Genomic DNA, 21,633 nt, shown 5'->3' with positions numbered 1-21,633 from the left:
AGAATTGTGATTAAGAAGTGGGATCTAGCTCCTTTTCTATAGCATGGTTTTTGCTAACTTTAGCAAAGACTTCTATCACCGATCAGGCAGTAACTCATGACTTTTGACGACATTCCGCGTATCGCCCTAATTGAAGATGATGACATCGTTCGTCAAGCAACAAGCCAATGGCTGCAATTGGCGGGGTTTGACGTCATAGCTTTTAGCTCGGGGGAGGAAGGCAAAACCGCCATTCTGAACCAAGAGTTTGATGCGATAGTTAGTGATGTTCGTTTGCCAGATACTGATGGAATTTCGATTTTAGAGAGCCTTATTGCGAATCACATTCCAACACCAATGATACTAATTACTGGTCATGGTGATGTGGATATGGCGGTGAATGCGCTACAAAACGGCGCGTTTGATTTTATTGAAAAACCTTTCCAGCCGGAGCGTTTGTCTCAACGTGTCACAGATGCGGTCGAGAGCCATCGCGCGCAAACATCGACGCTTCACCGCCAAGAGTATCTAGCTAGCGTGAGTGGTTTAGAAGAGGTGCTCATTGGTCAAAGTCGAGTGATGCAGCAATTACGTGAGCAAGTTGCGAAATTGGCGAAAATCGATACTAACGTGATCATTTACGGTGAAACAGGTTGTGGTAAAGAGCTGGTGGCGACCAGTTTACACAATGAAAGCCAACGCAGAACCCATCATTTTGTGCCAATCAACTGTGGCGCCATTCCTGAGAACCTGTTTGAAAGTGAGCTGTTTGGGCATGAAGCTGGGGCATTTACCGGAGCGGGTAAAAAGCGCATTGGCAAATTGGAATACGCGGATAAAGGCACGTTGTTTTTTGACGAGATAGAAAGCATGCCGTTGTCGATGCAGGTGAAAGTGCTGCGGGCGCTTCAAGAGCATACCGTTGAAAGAGTGGGGGGGAATCAGCAGATCGGCGTTGATTTACGAGTGATCGCGGCGGCGAAAGAAGATCTCAATGATCATGAAGAGTTTCGGCAAGATTTATACTATCGGCTCAACGTCGCGCAAATTTATTTGCCGCCACTCAGGGAGAGAGAAGAAGATTCACTGATTTTGTTTGAGCACTTCACCTTGCAAACTAACCCTGAAACCCGACCATTGAGTGATGCAGATAGAAACGCTGTGCTTTCCTACGCTTGGCCTGGGAATGTTCGAGAGCTGCGAAACGTGGCTATGCGTTTTGCTTTGGATGAAACGGTATCTGTGATGGAAATTCTCTCTAGCCGTCCTTCGTCAACCACGGAGGAGACGCAAGTGGGTGTTCCACTGGTTATTCAATTACACAATTTTGAGCGCAAGGTGCTGCATGATTCATTGGTCAGGCATCACGGACGCATTAACGAGGTGATGCAGGAGTTGGATTTACCTCGTCGAACTTTGAATCAAAAGATGCAAAAGTTTGGTTTAAATCGCTCTGATTATACTTAACGCCATTTTTAAGCTGATTTACCGCTATGGGCGTCACAAATATGATTAAGCGCTCTTTGAGGGAGTTGGGACAAACTTATAAGTTAGGCCTTTCCCTTCTCCAAACAAGGTGACTTGGTTTCTGCCCGTATGTTTAGAGCTATACAGCGCTTCGTCTGCTTCAGCAACGACCTCGTGAAGCGATTGTCCCTCTGATAACTCACTGATTCCAAAACTCATGGTGATCTCATTTTCGAATGACTGCAATGAGGCTTCAGTTTCCACCGCCAGGCGAATTTGCTCGGCAACAATTTTGGCGCGTTGTGCTTTTTCAAGTAAAACAATCATGAACTCATCACCACCAAATCGTACTGCGCAAGCTGACTCTGGGAGGTGTTTCTTAAAGATAGCGGCAATCGTAGCCATGACGGAATCGCCTACCGTATGGCCGTAGTGATCATTAATTACTTTGAACTCGTCCATGTCGGTCATGATGATGCTTATTGATTGGTTCCGTTTGTGAGCTTGATTAACAAGGTTTGGAACAATTTCTTCCATCGCGCGACGATTATGAAGCCCTGTGAGAGCGTCTAAATGTGAGAGATCATTGATTGACTGTATCAAGCGGCCATTAATTAGCCACAACATGCTAAAGCTCATAGCGACAATCAGACAGATGCTAAGTAAAAACGTCATCTGGTGGATAAAACCTGCGGTCATAAAATTTGGCACTTCATTGGCGAAAGCGCTCCAAAGTGCTCTGAAGCCCATAAAAATACTGAAGCAAAAGAAGGAGCACGCCATCACTATGGTTGGGAGTTTTTGGTCTTGCTTGGTACCTTTCAGCATGGCGATCCCACTAAAAAACGTAACGATGCAGATATAAACACTTAAGTAAATGATACGGCTTTTAATTGAATGGTCATGGAAGGTGAAATAATAAAACGAACCGCTGAAAATGGGCGTTAAAAAAGCGAGTGAGTGGGCCAGTTTTAGAGGGAATTGACGAAAAATGCTCACGCTGTAAAGCGTAAGCAAGAAGCCGATTAATATGAGCGTATTAGCTATGACGATGGTAAGCCAATCTGGTGCGGAGCCTCTAAATCCCAGTAAAAAAGGCCCAAAGCCAATAAATAACAGCGAGAGAGAAAAAGTCTTTAAGCCTTTGATTTTTTTCTGTGTGTATTGGTAACAAAGTAGACTGATTGAGTAAATGCAAGAGAACAGAATAACGATAAAGTTGAGCGTTCTGATGTCTAAATACTGATTGTCCATAAGCGCTCCACATCAATCCATAGTTCAGGCAACTCCTTTGCCTGATATCAATAAGCGAACTACATATTAACTTACTTATTGAGTGATGTCTTATGTTAAACGGCTATTCATTTACCAGCTCGAATTGTTCGGTTTGGTTGGTTTTCGTCGTAAACAGCAGACCAACAATCATCATAAATACGCTAGGCATAATCCAGCTAGCAAAGTCATTGTACAGAGGCATGTAATTACCCATCCACTCATCGGTGGAATCTGGCATGTAACCTAGGATGTGCAGCGCATCAACACAACCAAACGTTAGAGCAGTGAATGCCGTCGCGACCACCATGATTTGCGACATCTTGTTACGCACTGGTGCCATGATCATCAATGCAATCGCTACTGGGTGAAGCGCCACAACCGCTGGCAATGTGATAGCCAATAGTTGCTCTAGACCTACGTTAGCGATTAAACCTGCCAATACCATAGTCGTGACAACGCAGCCTTTGTAGTTCACTTTGCTGAAAGTGTTGTCGTAAAACTCACTGCCTGCAGTGGTTACGCCGATAGCTGTAGTCAAACAAGCCAATACCATCACGGCACCTAGTAGTAGTGAACCAAACGCACCAAAGTGGCTGAAGGTGAACGCCGTTAAGATATCGCCACCATTACTGAATTCAGAACCTAAGTATGAGCTTGTTGAGCCAATGTAAGCCAATGAGATGTAAACAAATGCCATGGCAACGGCATACATCAAAGCAGCAATTAGTGTGTATTTTGCAGTGGCTTTCGGACAATCCACACCCATGCTGCGAATCGCACGGAAGATAATCCAACCAAAACCGATAGAGCCTAGTGCATCCATGGTCATGTAGCCTTGGGTCAAGCCTTCAGCAAATGCGCCAGATACGTATGGTCCCGTTGCAGTAGTAAGCTCGCCGGCTGGGTAAACCAGAGCGGTTACAGACATGATCACTAAAATAGCCATCAATGCAGGGGTTAAGATCTTGCCTAGGTTGTCGACCAATTTGCCCGGGTACAGCGCAAACAAGATAGTGATAACGCAGAAAGCAATTGTGAAAGGCACCAAAGCGGCATCACCAAACATTGGTGCAAAGCTAAATTGGTAAGCCACGGTAATCGCACGTGGGATTACGAATGCAGGACCAATCACGATAAACACCATCACCCAAAAACTGGTCGCCAAAGGTTTAGGTAGGGCGGCGGTTAATTTGTCTGAACCGTTTACGATAGCCACCATCACCAGTGCCATCGCAGGCAGACCTACACCCGTCAAGAGGAAGCCACACATCCCGCTCAGAAAGTTTTCACCTGCTTGGTAACCCAAAAATGGAGGGAAGATCAGGTTACCCGCGCCTAAGTACATGGCGAAAGTCATGAAGCCCAGAGCGGCGATATTGCGTGCGCTTAACATTGTTATTCCTCTTATGTTTCGCTTGGAAGAAACTGAAAGGAATGGGAGGAGTATGTGGTGTTCCCGTCAGCTTCTTCTCAAGCTGACAGAAAGTTTAGATATAGCCTGTCAGCTCTGAATCAGTTCCAGAGAGAGCAGGAGGATCGCAGCAGCAACGCCAGATGGGCGTTTTAAAGCGAATTGTAATTGCGCAGTTGCTGACATGGGTGATCCTTAGAGACGAAAAAATACCAAGGAATACGTTTGCCTTGGTGTGTTGTTACACTAACGAACATAGGGCTATTGGCACAACCCCGAAGTAGAAAATAAGTTGATACGGTCAATGTTTGTTTCTGAACTGGTGGATCGAGCTGCTTTTTAAATTCAAAATCAGAATAAATGACTTTTCATTTTTGTAACATGGCTTTCTTTGCTGTATTTTTGTGCTATTTGTAGTCGTTTAGGCTATAAACCTCCGCTGATAAATTGAGCAGTGTAGAATGATACGCTTTTTGTTCTTATTGTTAAGACGCTCATTAGTTGCAGTTCAATCCAAAATTGCATCGGCAAAATATTGCTTATTAGTGAATCGTGCATTTATTTTGTCTTGATCACATTTTATTAACCTTTTGCGATCTAGGCGTGCAACCTTCTTCTCTTCAATGAGCAAGATCTTGCTCATTACTTTACTATCAAATCAGCATGATTTTGCTCATTTTTGATGTCTTTTAGCACTTAGTTCAATAAATACAAAGGGTTAAAAGTTGGCATTTCAATTGCTCTAGGGAATATGTTGTTAATAAAGGTTTAACATGATGTAAATCCCCAATCGTGAAACGACTACACGGAGAGTAATAATGAAAATGAATAAGCTGGTAAAAGCTTTGGCTGTCGCTGTGACTTCTTTTGGTATTGCTGCTAACGCTGCGGCAGAAGATCGTAGCTACATTCTTGCAACGGCATCGACAGGTGGTACTTACTACCCTGTGGGCGTAGCGTTGGCGACGTTAAGCAAAGTGAAATTGGCACCAAAGCACCACTTCTCCCTTTCTGCAATCAGCTCTGCGGGCTCTGGTGAAAACGTCAAACTGCTGAACGAAAACGAAGCACAGTTCGCGATTCTGCAAGGTCTTTACGGTGCATGGGCTTGGTCTGGTGAAGGTCCTTATGAGAAGAGCGGTCGCCAAGAGCAGCTGCGTTCAGTCTCTATGCTGTGGCAAAACGTTGAGCACTTTATTGTTCGCTCTGACCTAGCAAAAACGGGCACAGTGACTGACCTGAACAATTTAGACGGTAAGAAGTTCTCTATCGGTAAGAAGAACTCAGGTACTGAGAACTCTGGTCGCCAAATCATGAAAGGTCTGAAGGTAGATCCTGATAAATTCAATCTTGCTTACATGGGCTACGGCGGCAGTGCGAGCGCACTTCAAAACGGCACCATTGACGGCATGAACACGCCTGCGGGTGTACCTGTTGGTGCGGTTACTCAAGCTTTTGCTGCGCTGGGTAAAGACATTTCGATCCTTTCGTTTACTGACGAGCAAATCAAAGAGGCGAACGGCAACTACAACCTATGGACGAAGTACGAGATCCCTGCGAACACGTATCCAGGTCTAGATAAGCCGATCACCACCATTGCACAGCCTAACTTCTTGGCAGTTCGTGAAGATATCTCGGAAGAAGACGTGTACCAGCTAACCAAAGCGATCTACGAGAACCTGCCTTTCCTACAAGGCATCCACAAAGCAACAAAAGCAATGGCGATTGAGAAAGCGATCGCTGGTTTGCCAGTGCCTCTTCACCCAGGTGCGGCGCGTTACTACAAAGAAATGGGCATCGAAATCCCATCAGACCTAATGGCGAAATAACGCTAACTTGGCCCCGAGTTTCAGCTCGGGGCATTTTATCCCTACCGATTTCTAAGATGGAAAAAGCCGCCAGAGCTTGGAGTATGAGATGAGTGACTCAATAGAAAAGGAATTGCAGAAGTTTGAGCTGCCCACGCGCACTGATTTTCCGTGGGTAACCACTACAATCACTGTGTTTGGCGTGGTGTTGTCTGCTTTGCACATTTGGTTTAATACCTTATCGACGTTACCGGAGTTATGGATTTCTGCGACCCACTTTGCTGGCTTTGCGGTGATTTGTGCGCTTTGGTATCCGGCTCATATCTCTCTCAAGCAGAGTAAGATTGCACTCGGTATCGATGTGTTAATTGCCATGGGCGCTGTCGCGTGTTTGCTCTACATTCCCTATGCCGAAGATGCGCTGTACGAACGCGGTGTGAAGTTCGTGACCAGCGATTGGGTCTTCGCCATCATGGCAATTCTGATTGTTATCGAACTGATTCGACGCACCATGGGCTGGTTTATTCCAGTGCTGATTGTGGTGTGTCTGAGTTACGTTGTGCTTTGGGGTAAGTGGGCGACAGGTATTTTCCACTTCCCGGGTTTGAGCATGGAAACTTTGCTCTACCGTAGCTTTTATTCTTCTGAGGGCATGTTTGGCTCTATCTCGCGCATCAGTTGGACTTTCGTGTTCATGTTCATTCTGTTTGGGGCGTTTCTTGTTCGCTCTGGTGTCGGTGATTACATTATCAATGTGGCACGTGCTGCGGCAGGCAAAATCATCGGCGGCCCCGGTTTTATTGCTGTGATTGGCTCCGGTTTGATGGGCTCAGTATCTGGATCGAGTGTGGCAAATACGGTTTCAACCGGTGTTATCAGTATTCCTTTGATGCAAAAAGCAGGTTTCCCTTCGCGCTTCGCGGCGGGCGTTGAAGCGGCTGCGTCGACAGGTGGTCAGTTGATGCCACCAGTGATGGGCGCGGGTGCTTTCATCATGGCGTCTTACACGCAAATTCCGTATGTTGATATCATCGCGGTGTCTTTCATTCCTGCTCTTATCTATTTCTTGTCTGTGGCGTTCTTTGTGCGTATCGAAGCCAAACGCAGCGGCGTTCAGAAGATCACTACCAGCGATGAATCATTACTTAAAGTGCTCATCAGCGGTTGGCACAATCTTATCCCACTGGCGGTATTGGTTACTTTGTTGGTTCAAGGTTTTACACCGACTTACGCTGCGGGCTTGTCGATCATCTCAGTGGTGGTGGCGTCTTGGTTCTCGAAAGATCACAAGATGGGACCAAAAGCGATCATCGAAGCACTTTCGCAAGGCGCGAAAAACATGGCGACAACTGCCGTATTGCTGGTGGGTATTGGTCTGGTGATCAACGTGATCAGTACAACGGGCATCGGCAACACGTTCTCACTGATGATCGACGGTTGGGCGAATGGCGACTTGTTCATCATGATCGTTCTGATTGCGCTCGCTTCTCTTGTTTTGGGTATGGGTTTACCTGTAACAGCGGCGTATATTGTATTGGGAACACTGTCTGCCCCTGCGCTTTACAAGTTGATTGCAGAAAACCAATTGCTTGAATTGATGGTATCGGGTCAATTGCCTGAACAAGCAAAAGCCATCTTTATGTTGGCGGCGCCAGAAAAGCTGGAACTGCTTAATGCACCAATGGCGTTGGAAACCGCGAAAGAAATGGTGGCGCTAGTGCCTGCGGACTTTATGGAAACCCTACTAGAACAAAGTTTGGGTATGGAAGCGGTAGGCTTGGCATTGCTGGCTGCTCACCTCATCATCTTCTGGTTATCGCAAGACAGTAACGTTACGCCTCCAGTGTGTTTGACCGCATTTGCAGCAGCAACCATTGCAAAAACACCGCCAATGCGTACCGGTCTGATGGCGTGGAAAATCGCCAAAGGTTTGTATCTTGTCCCGTTGTTGATTGCTTACACAGGCTTGGTCAGTTGGGATGTGACGTCGGTGATTACCGTGGGCTTCTTTGCCATCATCGGAACCTATGCATTGATTGGTGCGATTGAAGGTTACTTGGAAGGTCCTCTAAACATTCTGACGCGTCTCTTGTTGGTTGTGGTGGGTACTTTGCTGGTTTGGCACGACATTCCAATGTTGATTCGTGTGGCAAGCTGCGCGGTATTTGTCGCGGTGTTCATTTACAGTGGTCGCAAGTTCAAACTGCAACAATCTCAACTATCGGTTTTATAAGAGGTCGTATGAAATCAGTCTATGACTACATCATTGTTGGTGGCGGTATCGTTGGTGTGTCGACGGCATGGCAACTGCAGCAACGTCATCCAGAAAAATCCATTTTATTGGTTGAGAAAGAGTCCGGTTTTGCCAAGCACCAAACCGGACACAATAGCGGCGTGATTCATGCTGGGGTGTACTACGCACCGGGCAGCTTAAAAGCCGATTTTTGTAAGCGTGGGGTAGAGCGAACCATTTCGTTCTGTGCTGAGCACGATATTCCGGTGGAGAACTGTGGCAAGTTGTTGGTTGCGACCAATGAGCAAGAAGTCGAACGTATGAATGCCCTTTATGAGCGCTGCCATGTCAACGGTATCGACGTAAAGCTACTCGATGAAGTTCAACTCAAACTGGCTGAACCAAACATCACAGGCTTGGGCGCGATTTATGTCAAAACCACCAGTATTGTCGATTATCGTTTGGTCACTGAGCAGATGGCGGAAGAGTTCAAAAAGCTCGGAGGTCAAATCAGCCTGAGAACCAAAGTGGTGGCAGCCGAAGAGAAGGACGAAGAAGTCCAACTGACCTGCATTTCAGACGGTCAAACCATGCAACTTAATACCAAGTTCTTGGTTACTTGCAGCGGCTTGATGGCGGATCGTATGACTAAGATGATGGGTATTCCAACTGACTTTCAGATCATCCCTTATCGTGGTGAATACTACCGCTTAGATAGCAAACACGACCAAGTGGTGAATCATCTTATTTATCCAATTCCCGACCCTGATTTGCCATTCTTAGGTGTCCACCTAACGCGTATGATTGATGGCAGCGTGACCGTTGGTCCAAATGCGGTGCAAGGTTGGAAGCGAGAAGGGTACGACAAGGTTAACTTTAGCCTGCAAGATACCATGCAAATGCTTAGTTTCTCCGGTTTCTGGAAGGTGACACAAAAGCATTTTAAAACCGGATTGGATGAGTTTAAGAACTCTTGGTGGAAGCCGGGCTATCTCAAGTTGGTCAACAAATACTGCCCTAGCATCAAGGTAGACGATCTCAAACCATATCCTGCGGGTATTCGTGCGCAAGCAGTGTTATCCGATGGCACTTTGGTTCATGACTTCTTGTTTGCCGAGAGCGCAAGAAGCTTGCATGTTTGCAACGCACCCTCTCCCGCAGCGACATCGGCAATGCCGATTGGGGAGTACATTTGCGATAAGGTGAATGAGAAGATAGAGGCTAAAACGGTATAAAACAAAGGCGACGTAACTGTCGCCTTTGCTATATTTGAAGCGAGGTTTTATGACTCGCCTTCTTTAGGGCAGAGTTCGCCTTTCTTAGCGTGTCTTTCGATCATGTAATCGCCTCGGGCACTGTGCAAGACTATCGCGTTCCAGACTTGGCCATCTTGCAACTCGAACTCAAACGCATAATGGGTGCCGCCGACCATTTTCGTTCTCACCTCATGAATTGCTTTCAATTTATCATCGGCATTCATTTGATAAAGCACCATGTTGAGTGAGCGTCTGGCGTCAGGAGTTGCCTCAGCAAGTTGCCAATGGCTCTGTTCGTTTGTTGCGGAGCAAATAGACCGCATTTTACTTTTCATGGCGGATGACATCTGCTTGTCTACGGCCAATGCATTTGGTGAAAACAGTGGAACCGTCAAAGGAATTAAAGTTACCAGAAACCGCTTTAAGGTCATAAAAACACTCCGTTGTTTTACTCTTGCTTGAGTATAGACCTCAATGACTTCAGATGTGGTGCAGTAGACTCTTGGCCTACAATATCGCAGCTCGTATCAGCGAACTGACGATAAACAAGGCGACCACGCTTGCCAGCCAAATGCTAATGAACCACAAAATGGGTTTTAGTTTCATTAGTGATATCCCTCTCCACGTTTCATCTTACCGCGGAAAACCCAATACGAATAAGCCGTGTAGGCTATGATCAGAGGAAGTAATACCACCGCACCGGCAAGTAAAAATGCCAAACTTTTATCTGGCGCGGCGACGTCTTGATAAGTGAGTGCGAATGGGACCAAGTAAGGAAATGTACTGACACCGAAACCCATCGCGGAAACAAGAAACAGGCCGATGGCAAGTACATAGGCACGAACAGCTTTGTGGTCGAGCAAGGCTTTGAATAGCTGCCAAATGAGTGCCGCTGCAATAATTGGTAAGATGAAAAACAGCAGCGAGTTTGGTAATGAGAACCAACGTTCAAAGACGATATGTTGGCTCAATGGCAACCACAAACTAGCGATGAATATACAGGCTACCATTGCTAGCCCCCATCGTCGCGCGACCACATAGTAACGCCCCATCAGCTCTTCTGGAAGCTTGATTAATAACCAGCATGAACCAAGCAGAATATAAGCACAAACAAGCGCCAAGCCACAAAATACGCTAAATGGCGAAAGCCAATCAAACCATCCACCTGCGTATGCTCGTTCACTAACTTCTATACCCTGGAGCAGGGTTCCAAGCATAATGCCTTGCATCAATGCCGCGGTGAGTGAACCAATGAAAAAGCGCTATCCCATAAAAACTTTCCGCGTTGTGTTCGGAAGCGATACTCAAAAGAAACCCCGCGCAGAATTAGCCCGAGCAGCATTAAAATCAGGGGAGCATAGAGTGCTGGCATAATGACCGCGTAGGCGAGGGGGAACACGGCAAAAAGCCCACCACCGCCAAGAACTAGCCAAGTTTCATTCCCATCCCAAACAGGAGCGATACTGTTCATCATCATGTCGCGCTCTTCATCGTCATTCGCGCTGAGGAAGAGGATACCAATACCGAGATCAAAGCCATCTAACACGACATAAATCAGAACGGCGAGCCCGATCAAAGCGTACCAAATTAATGCGTAATCCATGAGCTAGCCTCCTAGGTTAGATGGTTAGAGTGTGTGATAGCATCGGTTTTCGTGCCATCAGGAAGTCGGCTGTCTAAGCCTTCTTCATAACGAGTTGGAGATTTGCGCATCAAACGTAGGAGATAGAAGAAGCCTGCTCCAAAAACCACAAAGTAAACCACGATGAACGCCGTCAGGGAGACGCTCACCGCGGCGGCATCAATAGGCGATGCCGAATTGGTTGTGGTTAAAAGACCGTATACGGTGTAAGGCTGTCGACCGACTTCGGTAGTTATCCAGCCTGCTAAAACTGCAATGAACCCCGCTGGGGCAAACAGGACACAAATACGTTGAAGTGCCCTCGAATCAAAAAGTTTGCGACGTTTTCTTAGCCAAAGGCTCCACAAACCAATAACAAGCATGCCAAAACCAAGCGCGACCATTACTCGGAAAGACCAGAAAACGATAGATACAGGAGGGTGTTCCTCCTCTGGAAAAGCATCTAAGCCCTTTACTTTGCCGTTGAGGTCATGAGTTAAAATCAAACTACCGAGTTTGGGGATTTCCAGTGCGTATTCCATACGTTTTTCTTCATCGTTAGGGATACCGAAGAGGATCAATGGCGCGCCTTGGTGAGACTCATAGTGCCCTTCCATCGCGGCAACTTTGGCGGGTTGATGTTCAAGGGTGTTTAATCCGTGCATGTCTCCAGCAACGATTTGAATTGGTGTCACGATGGCTGCCATCCACATTGCCATCGAGAACATAATTCTGGCTAGTGGATTATGGTTTGCTTTTAGTAAGTGATAAGCGGCAGCGCCCGCTACAACAAAGGCGGTAGTGAGGTAAGCGGCGAGCAACATATGAACGAGCCGATAAGGGAAGGAAGGGTTGAAGACAATCGCCCACCAATCTTCTGGGATAAACTGTCCGGCTTCGTTGATACTGTAGCCCGTTGGTGTTTGCATCCAGCTATTGACCGAAAGTATCCAAAACGCAGACAAAAACGTCCCGAATGCAACAATACAAGTCGCTGTGAAGTGAAGCTTCTTGCCTACCTTATCCATACCGAAGAGCATCACGCCTAAAAACCCCGCTTCGAGGAAAAACGCAGTGAAAACTTCATATCCCATTAACGGGCCTAAGACTGGGCCTGTTTTGTCGGCAAATACGCTCCAGTTGGTCCCGAATTGATAGCTCAACACGATGCCACTTACCACACCCATACCAAAACTGATGGCAAAGATTTTGAGCCAGTATTTATATATCTGCATGTACTGTTTGTTGCCCGTTTTTAAGTACAAGCCCTCTAACACGGCGAGGTAACTTGCCAAACCAATCGTAAACGCTGGAAAAATGATGTGGAAAGAGACAGTAAAGGCAAATTGGAATCTGGCTAAATCGATGGCGAGTGTATCCATGGGCATTCCCTTTTAAGTTTCGAATTAACAGTTCGCCGAATTAGAAGAGATGAGGGAAGAGCGACGAACAAAATGGAATACGAAGAAGGAAGGCTAAGAGATTAAAAAACGATCGCTTTTTACGGCAGTGCGTACCATCTTTTAGATAAAGGAGGAGTTGTTATGAGCCTTAAACACTACTTTGAGAAAGCGACACCTAAGTTTGGCCCAGGTGGGAAGTATCACAAGTTCTATCCATTGTTCGAAGCTGTCGAAACCATTTTTTACACGCCTGGTAAGGTTAACCAGGGCATGACTCACGTTCGAGATAGCATCGATTTAAAACGTATTATGATCATGGTGTGGCTGGCGGTCTTCCCTGCCATGTTCTGGGGTATGTACAACATAGGTCAGCAGTCCAGCGATGCTTTGTTGTATGGAATGGATCAAGCCTCAGCTCAGCAAGCGCTGGCCTCTTCGTGGCAACTGAGTTGGGTATGGGGCTCGTTAGATGCGGTTTCACAGGCGGGGTGGGCAAGTAAAATGTGGCTTGGCGCCACTTACTTTATTCCGGTTTATGCGACGGTGTTTATCGTTGGTGGTTTCTGGGAAGTTCTGTTTGCTATTGTTCGAAAGCATGAGGTGAACGAAGGCTTTTTTGTCAGCTCTATACTATTCGCGCTGATCCTTCCTCCGACAATTCCACTGTGGCAAGCGGCTTTAGGTATCACTTTCGGTATTGTTGTGGCGAAGGAGATTTTCGGTGGTACGGGGCGAAACTTCTTAAACCCGGCACTAGCAGGGCGAGCCTTCTTGTACTTCGCTTATCCCGCTAACATGTCTGGCGGGGCTGTTTGGGTTGCGGCAGATGGTTACTCTGGCGCTACACCGCTGAGCCAATGGTATGAAGGTGGACAAAGTGCCTTGATAAATAGTATGACGGGACAGCCAATTTCATGGGGAGATGCTCTTGTTGGTAATTTGCCAGGCTCGATGGGTGAAGTCTCCACGCTGTTGATTGCATTAACAGGCTTTATTCTTATCTTTATGAAGATAGCGTCGTGGCGAATCGTTGCAGGCGTGTTGGTTGGTTTAGTGGCGGCTTCATTATTATTGAATGCGATCGGTTCGGACTCTAACCCAATGTTCTCCATGCCGTTTTACTGGCACTTCGTGATTGGTGGGGTCGCGTTTGGTACCTTCTTTATGGCGACAGATCCTGTCTCGGCGGCTTTTACCAATGGCGGTAAATGGGCATACGGACTATTAATCGGTGTGATGACGATTTTTATCCGAGTGCTGAACCCAGCTTATCCAGAAGGCATCATGTTAGCGATTCTATTTGCTAACTTATTCGCGCCACTTTTCGATTATTTAGTCAAAGAAAGTAATATCAAACGCAGAATGAAAAGGGCGAGACCTTCTTAAAATGAGGGTGACTTCACTGAAAGTTGATTGAAAACTGCACTATATTGAAAAGGTCAGAAACATGGGGTTTCTGGCTTTTTATTTTTATCAGGAGGACGAAGACGATGAGAATAAAGGATATTCTCGATAGCCGTTTGGTGCTGTCGTTCTGGTACAACCTAGACTACTGCTTGTCTCTGCTTAGTAAAATCTCTTCTCGTTGATTTCCTCAATGCAACCGCATTGAAAAGCATTTTATCTATTTGTTTTTTTAGTCTTACGTGGTAGCGCGTAGGGCAATGCGTATAAGGAAATTAACAATGAAACGTATTCCAGAACCTTTCCGTATCAAAATGGTTGAGCCAATCAAAATGACCACTTTGGCAGACCGTGAAGTCGCGTTAAAAGAAGCGGGTTATAACCCATTTCTTCTTCGTAGTGATGATGTTTATATCGATTTGCTGACTGACTCTGGCACTGGTGCCATGAGTGATAATCAGTGGGCTGGCATCATGATGGGGGATGAATCCTATGCGGGTAGCCGAAATTACTACAACCTGTGTGATGCAGTAGAGCACTTCTTTGGTTACAAGCTCACCGTGCCTGCGCACCAAGGGCGTGGTGCCGAGCAAATTTTGTTCCCAGCTTTGATTGAGCGTATGCGTCAAGTGCGTGGTGGTGAAACGCCAGTATTTATATCGAACTACCATTTTGATACCACCGCGGGTCACATCGAGCTCAATGGCGGTAAAGCAATTAACGTGGTAACGGAAGAAGCATTCGACACCACTACGCCTTATGATTGGAAGGGCAACTTTGATATCGATAAGCTGGTGGCAACAATTGAAGCGCACGGTTCACATAACATTTGTGCGATTATCACCACGATTACTTGTAATAGCTCCGGTGGCCAGCCTGTGTCGATGGAAAACATGCGCAGCGTGTACGAGATTGCAACCAAGTACGATATTCCGGTGGTGATTGACTCGGCTCGTTACTGTGAGAACGCCTACTTTATTAAGCAGCGTGAAGAAGGGTACGAAGATAAATCGATTCTGGAAATCATTCGCGAGATGTACCAATACGGTGACATGCTCACCATGTCGGCTAAGAAAGACCCGATGGTAAACATTGGTGGTATGTGTTGTATTCGTGAGCATAAAGAGTTGTTCCAAGCAGTGCAGACACGTTGTGTACCCATGGAAGGATTTGTGACATACGGTGGTATGGCTGGGCGTGATATGGAAGCGCTCGCTCGCGGTTTGTATGAAGCGGCAGATGAAGATTTTCTTCACTACCGAATTAGCCAAGTTCAATACTTAGGTGAGCGCTTACGTGAAGGCGGTATTCCAATTCAATACCCAACGGGTGGTCACGCAGTGTTTGTGGATGCCGCTAAGATTTTGCCACATATTCCAACGGATCAGTTCCCTGCGCAGGTATTGTGTAATGCCTTGTACTTGGAGGCGGGTATTCGAGCAGTAGAGATAGGATCACTACTGCTTGGTCGTGACCCTGATACGGGTAAACAAAAAGCGTCAGAGTTAGAATTAATGCGTTTGACCATTCCACGCCGCGTCTATACCAACGACCATATGGATTACATTGCGGATGCGATTATCGAGCTGAAAAATCGTGCACATGAGTTAAAAGGGCTCACTTTTGAGTATGAACCACCAGTGCTGCGCCACTTTACTGCTCGGTTTAAAGAAATCGATTAATTAAGGTTTGAATATAGAAAAGCAAAAGGCCGCGAGTTTCGCGGCCTTTTTCGATTTGTTTCTTAGCGTTACAGTTACGCCAACTCTAATGTAATGCGAACGAACTGATCGTCCTGGTACTGCACTTCATAATTGAATGTACCACTGGCGTAAATGCTGCCAAGGAAAAGTGAGCGTTGACTCATTGGTCCACGGAACAGCATCGAAATAGGAGCGATTAGGGCGTTATTATCATCGAAATGCTGATTTAAGTTCTCAGAAAGCACACACAGCAAACAGCCGTGTTGGTCGTGAGATAAGTCGACGTCTTCCGGTCGAGATAATAATACGGTAGTCCCCAACTTCTTCTCAATCTCGTTAATCAACAGCAAGTAGCTATCTAGATCAGGTTGAGGGTTACGTGGTTTATCTGCACCCACGCAACGTTCGAGTAACGCTTCCAGATTTCCGTTCTCGCCTTTTGCCTGTTGAGTCAAAGACTTTAACGGCTTTTTAATCAGCTTATAGCGATTACTCTTCAGTTTTGGCTTCAGCCATTTCTGCAGTAAGTCGTTACGCTCTTTAAGGGAGAGGCCATGCGAGGACGCGTGAATTTTAAAGTGCAGGTGCAATAAAGCGTGAACCGCAAGCTCACTCAGAAGTTGGTTAGCATCTGTAGACTGTCTTGCCTGCTTAGAACTTTGCATTACACTCGAACAAAATTAGGGAAGAAGGATAATGGTGCCGAGAGAGGGACTCGAACCCTCACACCAAAGGCACTAGCACCTCATGCTAGCGTGTCTACCAATTTCACCATCTCGGCATCATGATGCTCTGAATACTCAGAGGCCTCGAAAAGAAGCACCGCGAATTGTATAACCAAAATCCATCTGTTGGCGAGAGCAAAATGACGAATTTTGGATCTTTCGAGTTTGATTGCGTATTTATTGGTCACTTTTGCGTTTTTTACCATCAAAGTCTGTCCTTATGCCCTTACTTTTATTAACAGTATGACGACAAAAGAACGTTTTTGCCTAAATTTTGAACGCTTGAACGTTTGCGTAAATAAATGTGATGAATATCTCTTTTTGTTGGCTATACTTGCGTCCCGTTTAAGCGGGAATTAGGGTTTAGTTGTTCAGGACCCTTACCCATACAAGCCGTCACATGGAACAGGCCAAGCAATACGCTCGCCAGCAGTGAATGACCCCACGGACCGGACCAGCTACGTTCAATTGCTTGTATAAGGTAAAAATAAGATGTCGAACTATTCGTTCTGTCTACATTCTGGATCTGAAGGCGAGTTATCACTCGCTGCGTTGTCCCTTTCTTCTGCCAATTCCTTTGGCTCTTTTTTCTTTTTCAACGTTCAGTAGGTCCAGCTCATGAGTGTTCTATTTAGTCTATTTGGTATTGTTGCACTGCTAGGTTGTGCTTTCCTACTTTCTGAGGGCCGTTCTTCCATTAATTGGAAAACCGTATCTCGCGCCTTGATGCTACAAATGGGATTTGCTGCCTTAGTGCTTTATTTCCCGTTAGGTCAGGCGGCGCTGGCGAGTTTAAGTAATGGTGTCGCGGGGCTACTCAGCTTTGCTGATGAGGGGATTAAATTCCTCTTTGGTGACCTCGCTTCTTCTGGCTTTATCTTCGCTATTCGTGTCCTTCCTATCATCATCTTCTTCAGTGCTCTTATCTCCGCCCTTTACTACTTGGGCATCATGCAAAAAGTGATTCAATTTATTGGCGGCGCTATCCAGAAGTTCTTGGGTACGAGCAAAGCAGAGTCTCTGGTTGCAACAGGTAACATTTTCTTATCTCAAGGCGAGTCCCCACTTCTTATTCGTCCATTTCTTTCGAGCATGACTCGCTCTGAACTATTTGCTGTGATGGCTGGTGGTATGGCTTCAGTGGCGGGCAGTGTGCTTGGTGGTTATGCCGGTTTGGGTGTCGACCTAAAATACTTGATTGCGGCAAGCTTTATGGCAGCTCCAGGTAGTTTGATGATGGCAAAAATCATTGTTCCTGAACGCCAAACGCCAAGCGATTACAACGATATTGAGCTAGATAAATCAGAAGAAAGCAACGTTATTGATGCGCTAGCAAGCGGCGCCATGGGCGGTATGAAAGTGGCCGTTGCTGTTGGTACCATGCTTATCGCTTTTGTTAGTGTTATCGCGATGGTGAACACGGGACTAGAAAACTTAGGTGACATACTTGGTTTCTCTGGTGTGACGCTACAAGCGATTTTTGGTTACTTGTTTGCACCTCTAGCGTGGTTGATTGGTGTGCCAAGCCACGAAATCCTTGCTGCGGGTTCATACATTGGTCAGAAAGTTGTGATGAACGAATTTGTCGCGTTTATCGATTTTGTACAGCACAAAGCGACGCTGTCTGAGCATACTCAAGTCATCATCACTTTTGCGTTGTGTGGCTTTGCAAACATTGGCTCAATTGCGATTCAGCTGGGTTCTATCGGCGTGATGGCACCTGAGCGCCGCAAAGATGTAGCAAGTTTAGGCCTAAAAGCGGTTGCTGCTGGCACACTCGCTAACCTGATGAGTGCGTGTTTAGCGGGCATTTTCATCTCGCTCTAATTTAGATTGAAGATGCACACTAAAAACCCGCCTAAATGGCGGGTTTTATTATTTCTAAGGCTTAGGTATTAAGCCGTAGGGTATTGATTTAAAAGCGTCAGGGTGCTCTTGATAAGTTGGCGCTTTATGTACCCCTTTCCAATCGAGCAGCATGATGGCTAGCACGTTACGGTGCTCGCCGTACTTGAGATCAAAACTCCCATCGACCGATGGAATCATTCCTTTTTCAGCGTTGATTGCGTGACGAATGGCTTGGCGGGTTTTCTCGACGACCGGATCGTGATCCAAGCCTGCTAACAAAAACGAAATGCCGACTTCTGCAATTACGTCTTCTTTGGCGCGCAGTAGGATAGTGTCGATGTTGTTGCGAAAGTAATCATAAATCCATTGGTGTTTCTTTTCGCTTACTCGTTCTTGATAGTACTGTGAGTCGGCAAAGATGATGTGCGTCATACCATAGAGTTTATTCCAATACTGCTGCGCTGACAGCATCTTATCTTTATCGTCAGGGTAGGTGTTACGGAAGGTTTGAGTGAATTCCTCGACCACATCTTGCTCGCCTAGCTGGCGAAGCCAGTAGACTTGGTTTGCGAGCTGAGCTGCCCACGCCTCTATCATTTCTTTGTCCGTAACGTAACGCGAGAAATCGTAGCGCCTCAGGATCTTTCTTAGCGTTTTGTCTTGCTTATGTTTCAGACCATATTCGTTTGCTCTTGCCATTGCGCCAAGCAAATCCACGCCAAGATAAAGGTACTCAGGATGGTGTTTAGTGACGGTATAGCGTCGCTGCCCTCGCTCACTTTCTTTCTCTTGATACGCGGTCAATCTTTGTGATGAATAAAGAATAATATCTTCAGGTTCAACGACTTCATTAGCAAATCGGTTTAATCGGCTAGCTATTTGTGCCATGTCGGTCCAAACGGCAGCGTGATATTTCTCATCTAATGTCTGGCGGTACATGCGTAAGCCAAAGTGCCCCTCTTTAAACGCAGGTAAAGTGAACAGTTCCTGCTCGTAGGTACTACGAATCAACTGTGCTGATTGAGCATTATCTAGGAGCGGTATCTCTTCCTGTGATGCCTGAACAGCAAAGGTAAGTGAGCAAGAGAGTAAGACCGCTAAGCTAAGAGGTTTGATACGCATAAATCCATTCCCTATGAAGTCCTGAATCTAAACCTACCATCAATATTAATTAAGAATGTAAAAGCTGAGTCAATAGTTAAAAATCTGTCGAAAAGTCAGATTGATACGTTCACCTTTGGTTTTCGCGGTTTTTGGTACACAGTGTTTCCAGTGATGTTGGAGCTCGCCAGCCATAACCAGTAAGGAGCCGTGAGAAAGCTCATATTCAATCTCAGTTTTACAATGTAAATTTCTGAGCAAAAATCGACGTGTTTCACCTAAATTCAAAGAGGCGATAACCGGATTTCTACCTAGCTCTGGTTCATTGTCTTGGTGCCAGCCCATCGAATCTTGGCCGTGTCGGTATAGGTTGGCAAGTACAGAGTTGAAGGCTACATCCGCAATCGTCTCACAGCGCACTTTGAGTTGAGTTAACTCAGGAGTCCAAGGGTGAGGCTGCATGGTTAAGCCTGAGTAAGTATATGCTGCATCACCGTGCCACGCTTGTAAACGAGGTTGAAGTACTGACTTGCCGAACATGGTAATGCGCTCTTGATGCCATGGCAGTATTTCCAGAAGTTGGTCAAAGTAGTGATCCGCTTCTAGATGGCTAAGAAAGTAAGGATCGTAATAGAGTTTACCCCTTTCTACTTCTTGCCACTGAGTACCGCCAAATAAATCGCCTTGTTGATGCATCATCTCATACCTAAAACATAAAAAATTTTAATCACTGTTACCTTTCCGATTGGGATTGGTTATTCTTGTGATAATAAGAATTTTAACAATAAATAAAAATCTCGTAACGATATACGAGTTGTGGGGAGAAAATGCGTTATTTACCCAGAAAGCGATGCTATTTTGCATTGTTCTTCCTCTGTTTTTTCGCTTTATGCGTTGGGGTTATTGAGCTGTTGCATCGAAATCAGCAAGAGCTTCACCAAGAGCGAGTTCAAGTTGAGGCCAAAGAGCAACTTTCCACCCTCCGTTCCAATTTGGAAGCGGTACTTATGGCGGATATCTATAAAGCCAGTACCTTGGCGACACTCATTACTTTACTGCCTAAAAATCAAGAAGACGAATTGAACATTGCGGCTCACCGCATCCTGAGCAAAAGCAAACATATTACGATCATTGGCATTGCGAAGAATGATGTTATCAGTCATATATTTCCCCGCCAAGGTAATGAGCGTTTAATCGGCCTCGATTACCGAACGGTGCCACAGCAGTGGGTACAGGTGCAAAAAGCTAAAGATATACAAGAAATATTTATAGCAGGACCTGTCAACTTGATTCAAGGCGGCAAAGGCTTGATCGTGCGGGTTCCGGTTTTTCTTGATCCACCGTTGAACCAAGATTATTGGGGTGTGATCAGTGCGGTGATTAATTTTGATGCTCTGATGCGAGAAACTGGCGTGATCGATTTTTCTTATCGCTACCCTTTGATGATTCGTGGTTACGACAGTGGCGGTGCTTTTGGTGACGTTTTCTTTGGCGCACTGAGTGAAACCAAAAAGCCATACGCGAAAGAAATGGTTCATTTTCCTTATGGTGGGTGGAGTATGGTGGTTTTCTCCGGAGACAAACTCGACCGTCAAATTCCTTGGCATCAGCTTTATTTAGCAAGGCTTATCGGTTATCCCATTGTTTTTGCACTGAGCCTCGCGCTTATTGCGATTTATCGCTTGTACACCATTGCGGATGATAGAGCACTGCATGATGAACTGACGCACTTACCAAACCGTCGCTATTTTATGAAGTTTTACAAGCAGCAGTTTGAAATAGCGAAACGTTACAAAAAGCGTTACAGCTTCGCCTTAATCAATATAGATCTGGATAGGTTTAAACATATTAACGATACCTATGGTCATGACGCAGGCGACAAGGTCTTAGTCGCTACGGCTGAGAGAGTGAAAAGCTCTCTGCGTAAATCAGATATTGTGGCCCGAATGGGAGGGGATGAGTTTTTAGTTGTCGTTCATAACCCTGGGACGGAAGAAAATGTTCAGTCTCTGCTACAAAAGCTCAGGTTAGCTTTATGTTCGACGCCCGTGATTTACGATGAAGCGCTCATCTACCTGAGAGCCAGCATTGGGTACGCGATATTTGATCCGGACATGTCATCTCCAGAGCAAATGATGAAAATAGCCGATGAGAGAATGTATCAACAAAAACATGGCGGATGAACCTGAGCCCAGTTTCAATCAGGACTTTGGAGCAGTGGTAATAAGGTTGAGAATCCGAAATCTCACCATCATTTGGGTATAAGAATATATGACTTTACATATCAATAGACTCTTTGCTGAGAGTGTCATTATTAGCAGTGCATGAAGTGGCATATTTGCATGTTGTTGCATTTTGCAAATGCAGTTTGCGAAATTTATGGTTAATAAAGCAACGAT

Annotated in this window: 15 protein-coding genes, 1 tRNA gene and 1 pseudogene; 8 read left to right on the top strand and 9 right to left on the bottom strand. The window is 45.8% G+C overall.

Annotated features, from left to right (window positions below; genetic code table 11):
- Positions 1-96: 96 nt before the first annotated feature.
- Positions 97-1,446, top strand: coding sequence for a sigma-54 dependent transcriptional regulator (locus NL643_RS15065; RefSeq protein ID WP_253644729.1), 1,350 nt, complete (start codon positions 97-99; stop codon positions 1,444-1,446).
- A 45-nt stretch (positions 1,447-1,491) separates the two neighbouring features.
- Here the strand turns inward: NL643_RS15065 and NL643_RS15060 are convergent, their stop codons facing one another.
- A complete protein-coding gene (locus NL643_RS15060) occupies positions 1,492-2,274 on the bottom strand; it encodes a GGDEF domain-containing protein (protein WP_253644728.1) in 783 nt (260 codons plus the stop codon).
- Positions 2,275-2,803: 529 nt separating this feature from the next.
- Positions 2,804-4,114, bottom strand: a complete 1,311-nt coding sequence (brnQ, locus tag NL643_RS15055) for a branched-chain amino acid transport system II carrier protein (RefSeq protein WP_253644727.1) — start codon at positions 4,112-4,114, stop codon at positions 2,804-2,806.
- A gap of 836 nt (positions 4,115-4,950) precedes the next feature.
- Between brnQ and NL643_RS15050 the strand changes: the two genes are divergently transcribed.
- From NL643_RS15050 to lhgO, 3 genes are all read left to right on the top strand, one after another.
- Positions 4,951-5,961 carry a TAXI family TRAP transporter solute-binding subunit gene (locus NL643_RS15050; RefSeq protein WP_005374185.1) on the top strand — a complete coding sequence of 337 codons (1,011 nt, stop codon included), beginning with the start codon at positions 4,951-4,953 and terminating at the stop codon, positions 5,959-5,961.
- Positions 5,962-6,049: 88 nt separating this feature from the next.
- Positions 6,050-8,173 carry a TRAP transporter permease gene (locus NL643_RS15045; RefSeq protein ID WP_253644726.1) on the top strand — a complete coding sequence of 708 codons (2,124 nt, stop codon included), beginning with the start codon at positions 6,050-6,052 and terminating at the stop codon, positions 8,171-8,173.
- Positions 8,174-8,181: 8 nt separating this feature from the next.
- A complete protein-coding gene (gene lhgO, locus NL643_RS15040; protein ID WP_253644725.1) occupies positions 8,182-9,408 on the top strand; it encodes an L-2-hydroxyglutarate oxidase in 1,227 nt (408 codons plus the stop codon).
- Between the two features lie 47 nt (positions 9,409-9,455).
- Here the strand turns inward: lhgO and NL643_RS15035 are convergent, their stop codons facing one another.
- From NL643_RS15035 to NL643_RS15025, 3 genes and pseudogenes are all read right to left on the bottom strand, one after another.
- Positions 9,456-9,860, bottom strand: coding sequence for a cystatin (locus NL643_RS15035; RefSeq protein ID WP_253644724.1), 405 nt, complete (start codon positions 9,858-9,860; stop codon positions 9,456-9,458).
- Positions 9,861-10,034: 174 nt separating this feature from the next.
- Positions 10,035-11,032, bottom strand: a pseudogene (gene cydB, locus NL643_RS15030) (cytochrome d ubiquinol oxidase subunit II).
- Positions 11,033-11,043: 11 nt separating this feature from the next.
- Positions 11,044-12,432, bottom strand: a complete 1,389-nt coding sequence (locus tag NL643_RS15025; RefSeq protein WP_253644723.1) for a cytochrome ubiquinol oxidase subunit I — start codon at positions 12,430-12,432, stop codon at positions 11,044-11,046.
- A gap of 162 nt (positions 12,433-12,594) precedes the next feature.
- Here NL643_RS15025 and NL643_RS15020 point away from each other — a divergent pair, with 162 nt between their 5' ends.
- A complete protein-coding gene (locus tag NL643_RS15020) occupies positions 12,595-13,839 on the top strand; it encodes an NADH:ubiquinone reductase (Na(+)-transporting) subunit B (RefSeq protein WP_047007977.1) in 1,245 nt (414 codons plus the stop codon).
- A 299-nt stretch (positions 13,840-14,138) separates the two neighbouring features.
- Positions 14,139-15,539 (top strand): tryptophanase, encoded by a 1,401-nt coding sequence (locus tag NL643_RS15015; protein WP_253644722.1) that lies wholly within the window; start codon positions 14,139-14,141, stop codon positions 15,537-15,539.
- A 74-nt stretch (positions 15,540-15,613) separates the two neighbouring features.
- On the opposite strand, the gene NL643_RS15010 is transcribed toward NL643_RS15015, so the two are convergent.
- Both NL643_RS15010 and NL643_RS15005 read right to left on the bottom strand, forming a co-directional pair.
- Complete coding sequence (locus NL643_RS15010; protein ID WP_047102823.1) at positions 15,614-16,225, bottom strand: DUF2913 family protein; 612 nt, start codon at positions 16,223-16,225, stop codon at positions 15,614-15,616.
- Between the two features lie 32 nt (positions 16,226-16,257).
- Positions 16,258-16,341, bottom strand: a tRNA-Leu gene (locus NL643_RS15005).
- A 562-nt stretch (positions 16,342-16,903) separates the two neighbouring features.
- Here NL643_RS15005 and NL643_RS15000 point away from each other — a divergent pair.
- A complete protein-coding gene (locus NL643_RS15000) occupies positions 16,904-18,112 on the top strand; it encodes a NupC/NupG family nucleoside CNT transporter (protein WP_253644721.1) in 1,209 nt (402 codons plus the stop codon).
- A 54-nt stretch (positions 18,113-18,166) separates the two neighbouring features.
- Here the strand turns inward: NL643_RS15000 and NL643_RS14995 are convergent, their stop codons facing one another.
- Positions 18,167-19,255 (bottom strand): DUF3541 domain-containing protein, encoded by a 1,089-nt coding sequence (locus NL643_RS14995; protein ID WP_253644720.1) that lies wholly within the window; start codon positions 19,253-19,255, stop codon positions 18,167-18,169.
- A 69-nt stretch (positions 19,256-19,324) separates the two neighbouring features.
- Positions 19,325-19,930, bottom strand: a complete 606-nt coding sequence (locus NL643_RS14990) for an alpha-ketoglutarate-dependent dioxygenase AlkB (RefSeq protein WP_167427854.1) — start codon at positions 19,928-19,930, stop codon at positions 19,325-19,327.
- A gap of 131 nt (positions 19,931-20,061) precedes the next feature.
- Here NL643_RS14990 and NL643_RS14985 point away from each other — a divergent pair, with 131 nt between their 5' ends.
- Positions 20,062-21,417 (top strand): diguanylate cyclase, encoded by a 1,356-nt coding sequence (locus NL643_RS14985; protein ID WP_253644719.1) that lies wholly within the window; start codon positions 20,062-20,064, stop codon positions 21,415-21,417.
- Positions 21,418-21,633: the final 216 nt, after the last annotated feature.

This window comes from Vibrio sp. Y42_MX_L11 (genome assembly GCF_024181785.1).
Taxonomy (GTDB): domain Bacteria; phylum Pseudomonadota; class Gammaproteobacteria; order Enterobacterales; family Vibrionaceae; genus Vibrio; species Vibrio diabolicus.
Note: the sequence above shows the minus strand (reverse complement) of the source record. Positions and strands in the feature narration are given on the sequence as shown.

Excerpts from the sequence above, each read along its gene's own strand:
- NL643_RS15050 (WP_005374185.1), top strand. The coding sequence starts at position 4,951 with ATGAAAATGAATAAGCTGGTAAAAGCTTTGGCTGTCGCTGTGACTTCT.
- NL643_RS15060 (WP_253644728.1), bottom strand. The coding sequence starts at position 2,274 with ATGCTGAAAGGTACCAAGCAAGACCAAAAACTCCCAACCATAGTGATG.
- NL643_RS15000 (WP_253644721.1), top strand. The coding sequence starts at position 16,904 with ATGAGTGTTCTATTTAGTCTATTTGGTATTGTTGCACTGCTAGGTTGT.
- NL643_RS15025 (WP_253644723.1), bottom strand. The coding sequence starts at position 12,432 with ATGGATACACTCGCCATCGATTTAGCCAGATTCCAATTTGCCTTTACT.
- NL643_RS15035 (WP_253644724.1), bottom strand. The coding sequence starts at position 9,860 with ATGACCTTAAAGCGGTTTCTGGTAACTTTAATTCCTTTGACGGTTCCA.
- NL643_RS15045 (WP_253644726.1), top strand. The coding sequence starts at position 6,050 with ATGAGTGACTCAATAGAAAAGGAATTGCAGAAGTTTGAGCTGCCCACG.
- NL643_RS15010 (WP_047102823.1), bottom strand. The coding sequence starts at position 16,225 with ATGCAAAGTTCTAAGCAGGCAAGACAGTCTACAGATGCTAACCAACTT.
- NL643_RS14990 (WP_167427854.1), bottom strand. The coding sequence starts at position 19,930 with ATGCATCAACAAGGCGATTTATTTGGCGGTACTCAGTGGCAAGAAGTA.
- NL643_RS15065 (WP_253644729.1), top strand. The coding sequence starts at position 97 with ATGACTTTTGACGACATTCCGCGTATCGCCCTAATTGAAGATGATGAC.
- NL643_RS15015 (WP_253644722.1), top strand. The coding sequence starts at position 14,139 with ATGAAACGTATTCCAGAACCTTTCCGTATCAAAATGGTTGAGCCAATC.
- brnQ (WP_253644727.1), bottom strand. The coding sequence starts at position 4,114 with ATGTTAAGCGCACGCAATATCGCCGCTCTGGGCTTCATGACTTTCGCC.
- NL643_RS15020 (WP_047007977.1), top strand. The coding sequence starts at position 12,595 with ATGAGCCTTAAACACTACTTTGAGAAAGCGACACCTAAGTTTGGCCCA.
- NL643_RS14985 (WP_253644719.1), top strand. The coding sequence starts at position 20,062 with ATGCGTTATTTACCCAGAAAGCGATGCTATTTTGCATTGTTCTTCCTC.
- lhgO (WP_253644725.1), top strand. The coding sequence starts at position 8,182 with ATGAAATCAGTCTATGACTACATCATTGTTGGTGGCGGTATCGTTGGT.
- NL643_RS14995 (WP_253644720.1), bottom strand. The coding sequence starts at position 19,255 with ATGCGTATCAAACCTCTTAGCTTAGCGGTCTTACTCTCTTGCTCACTT.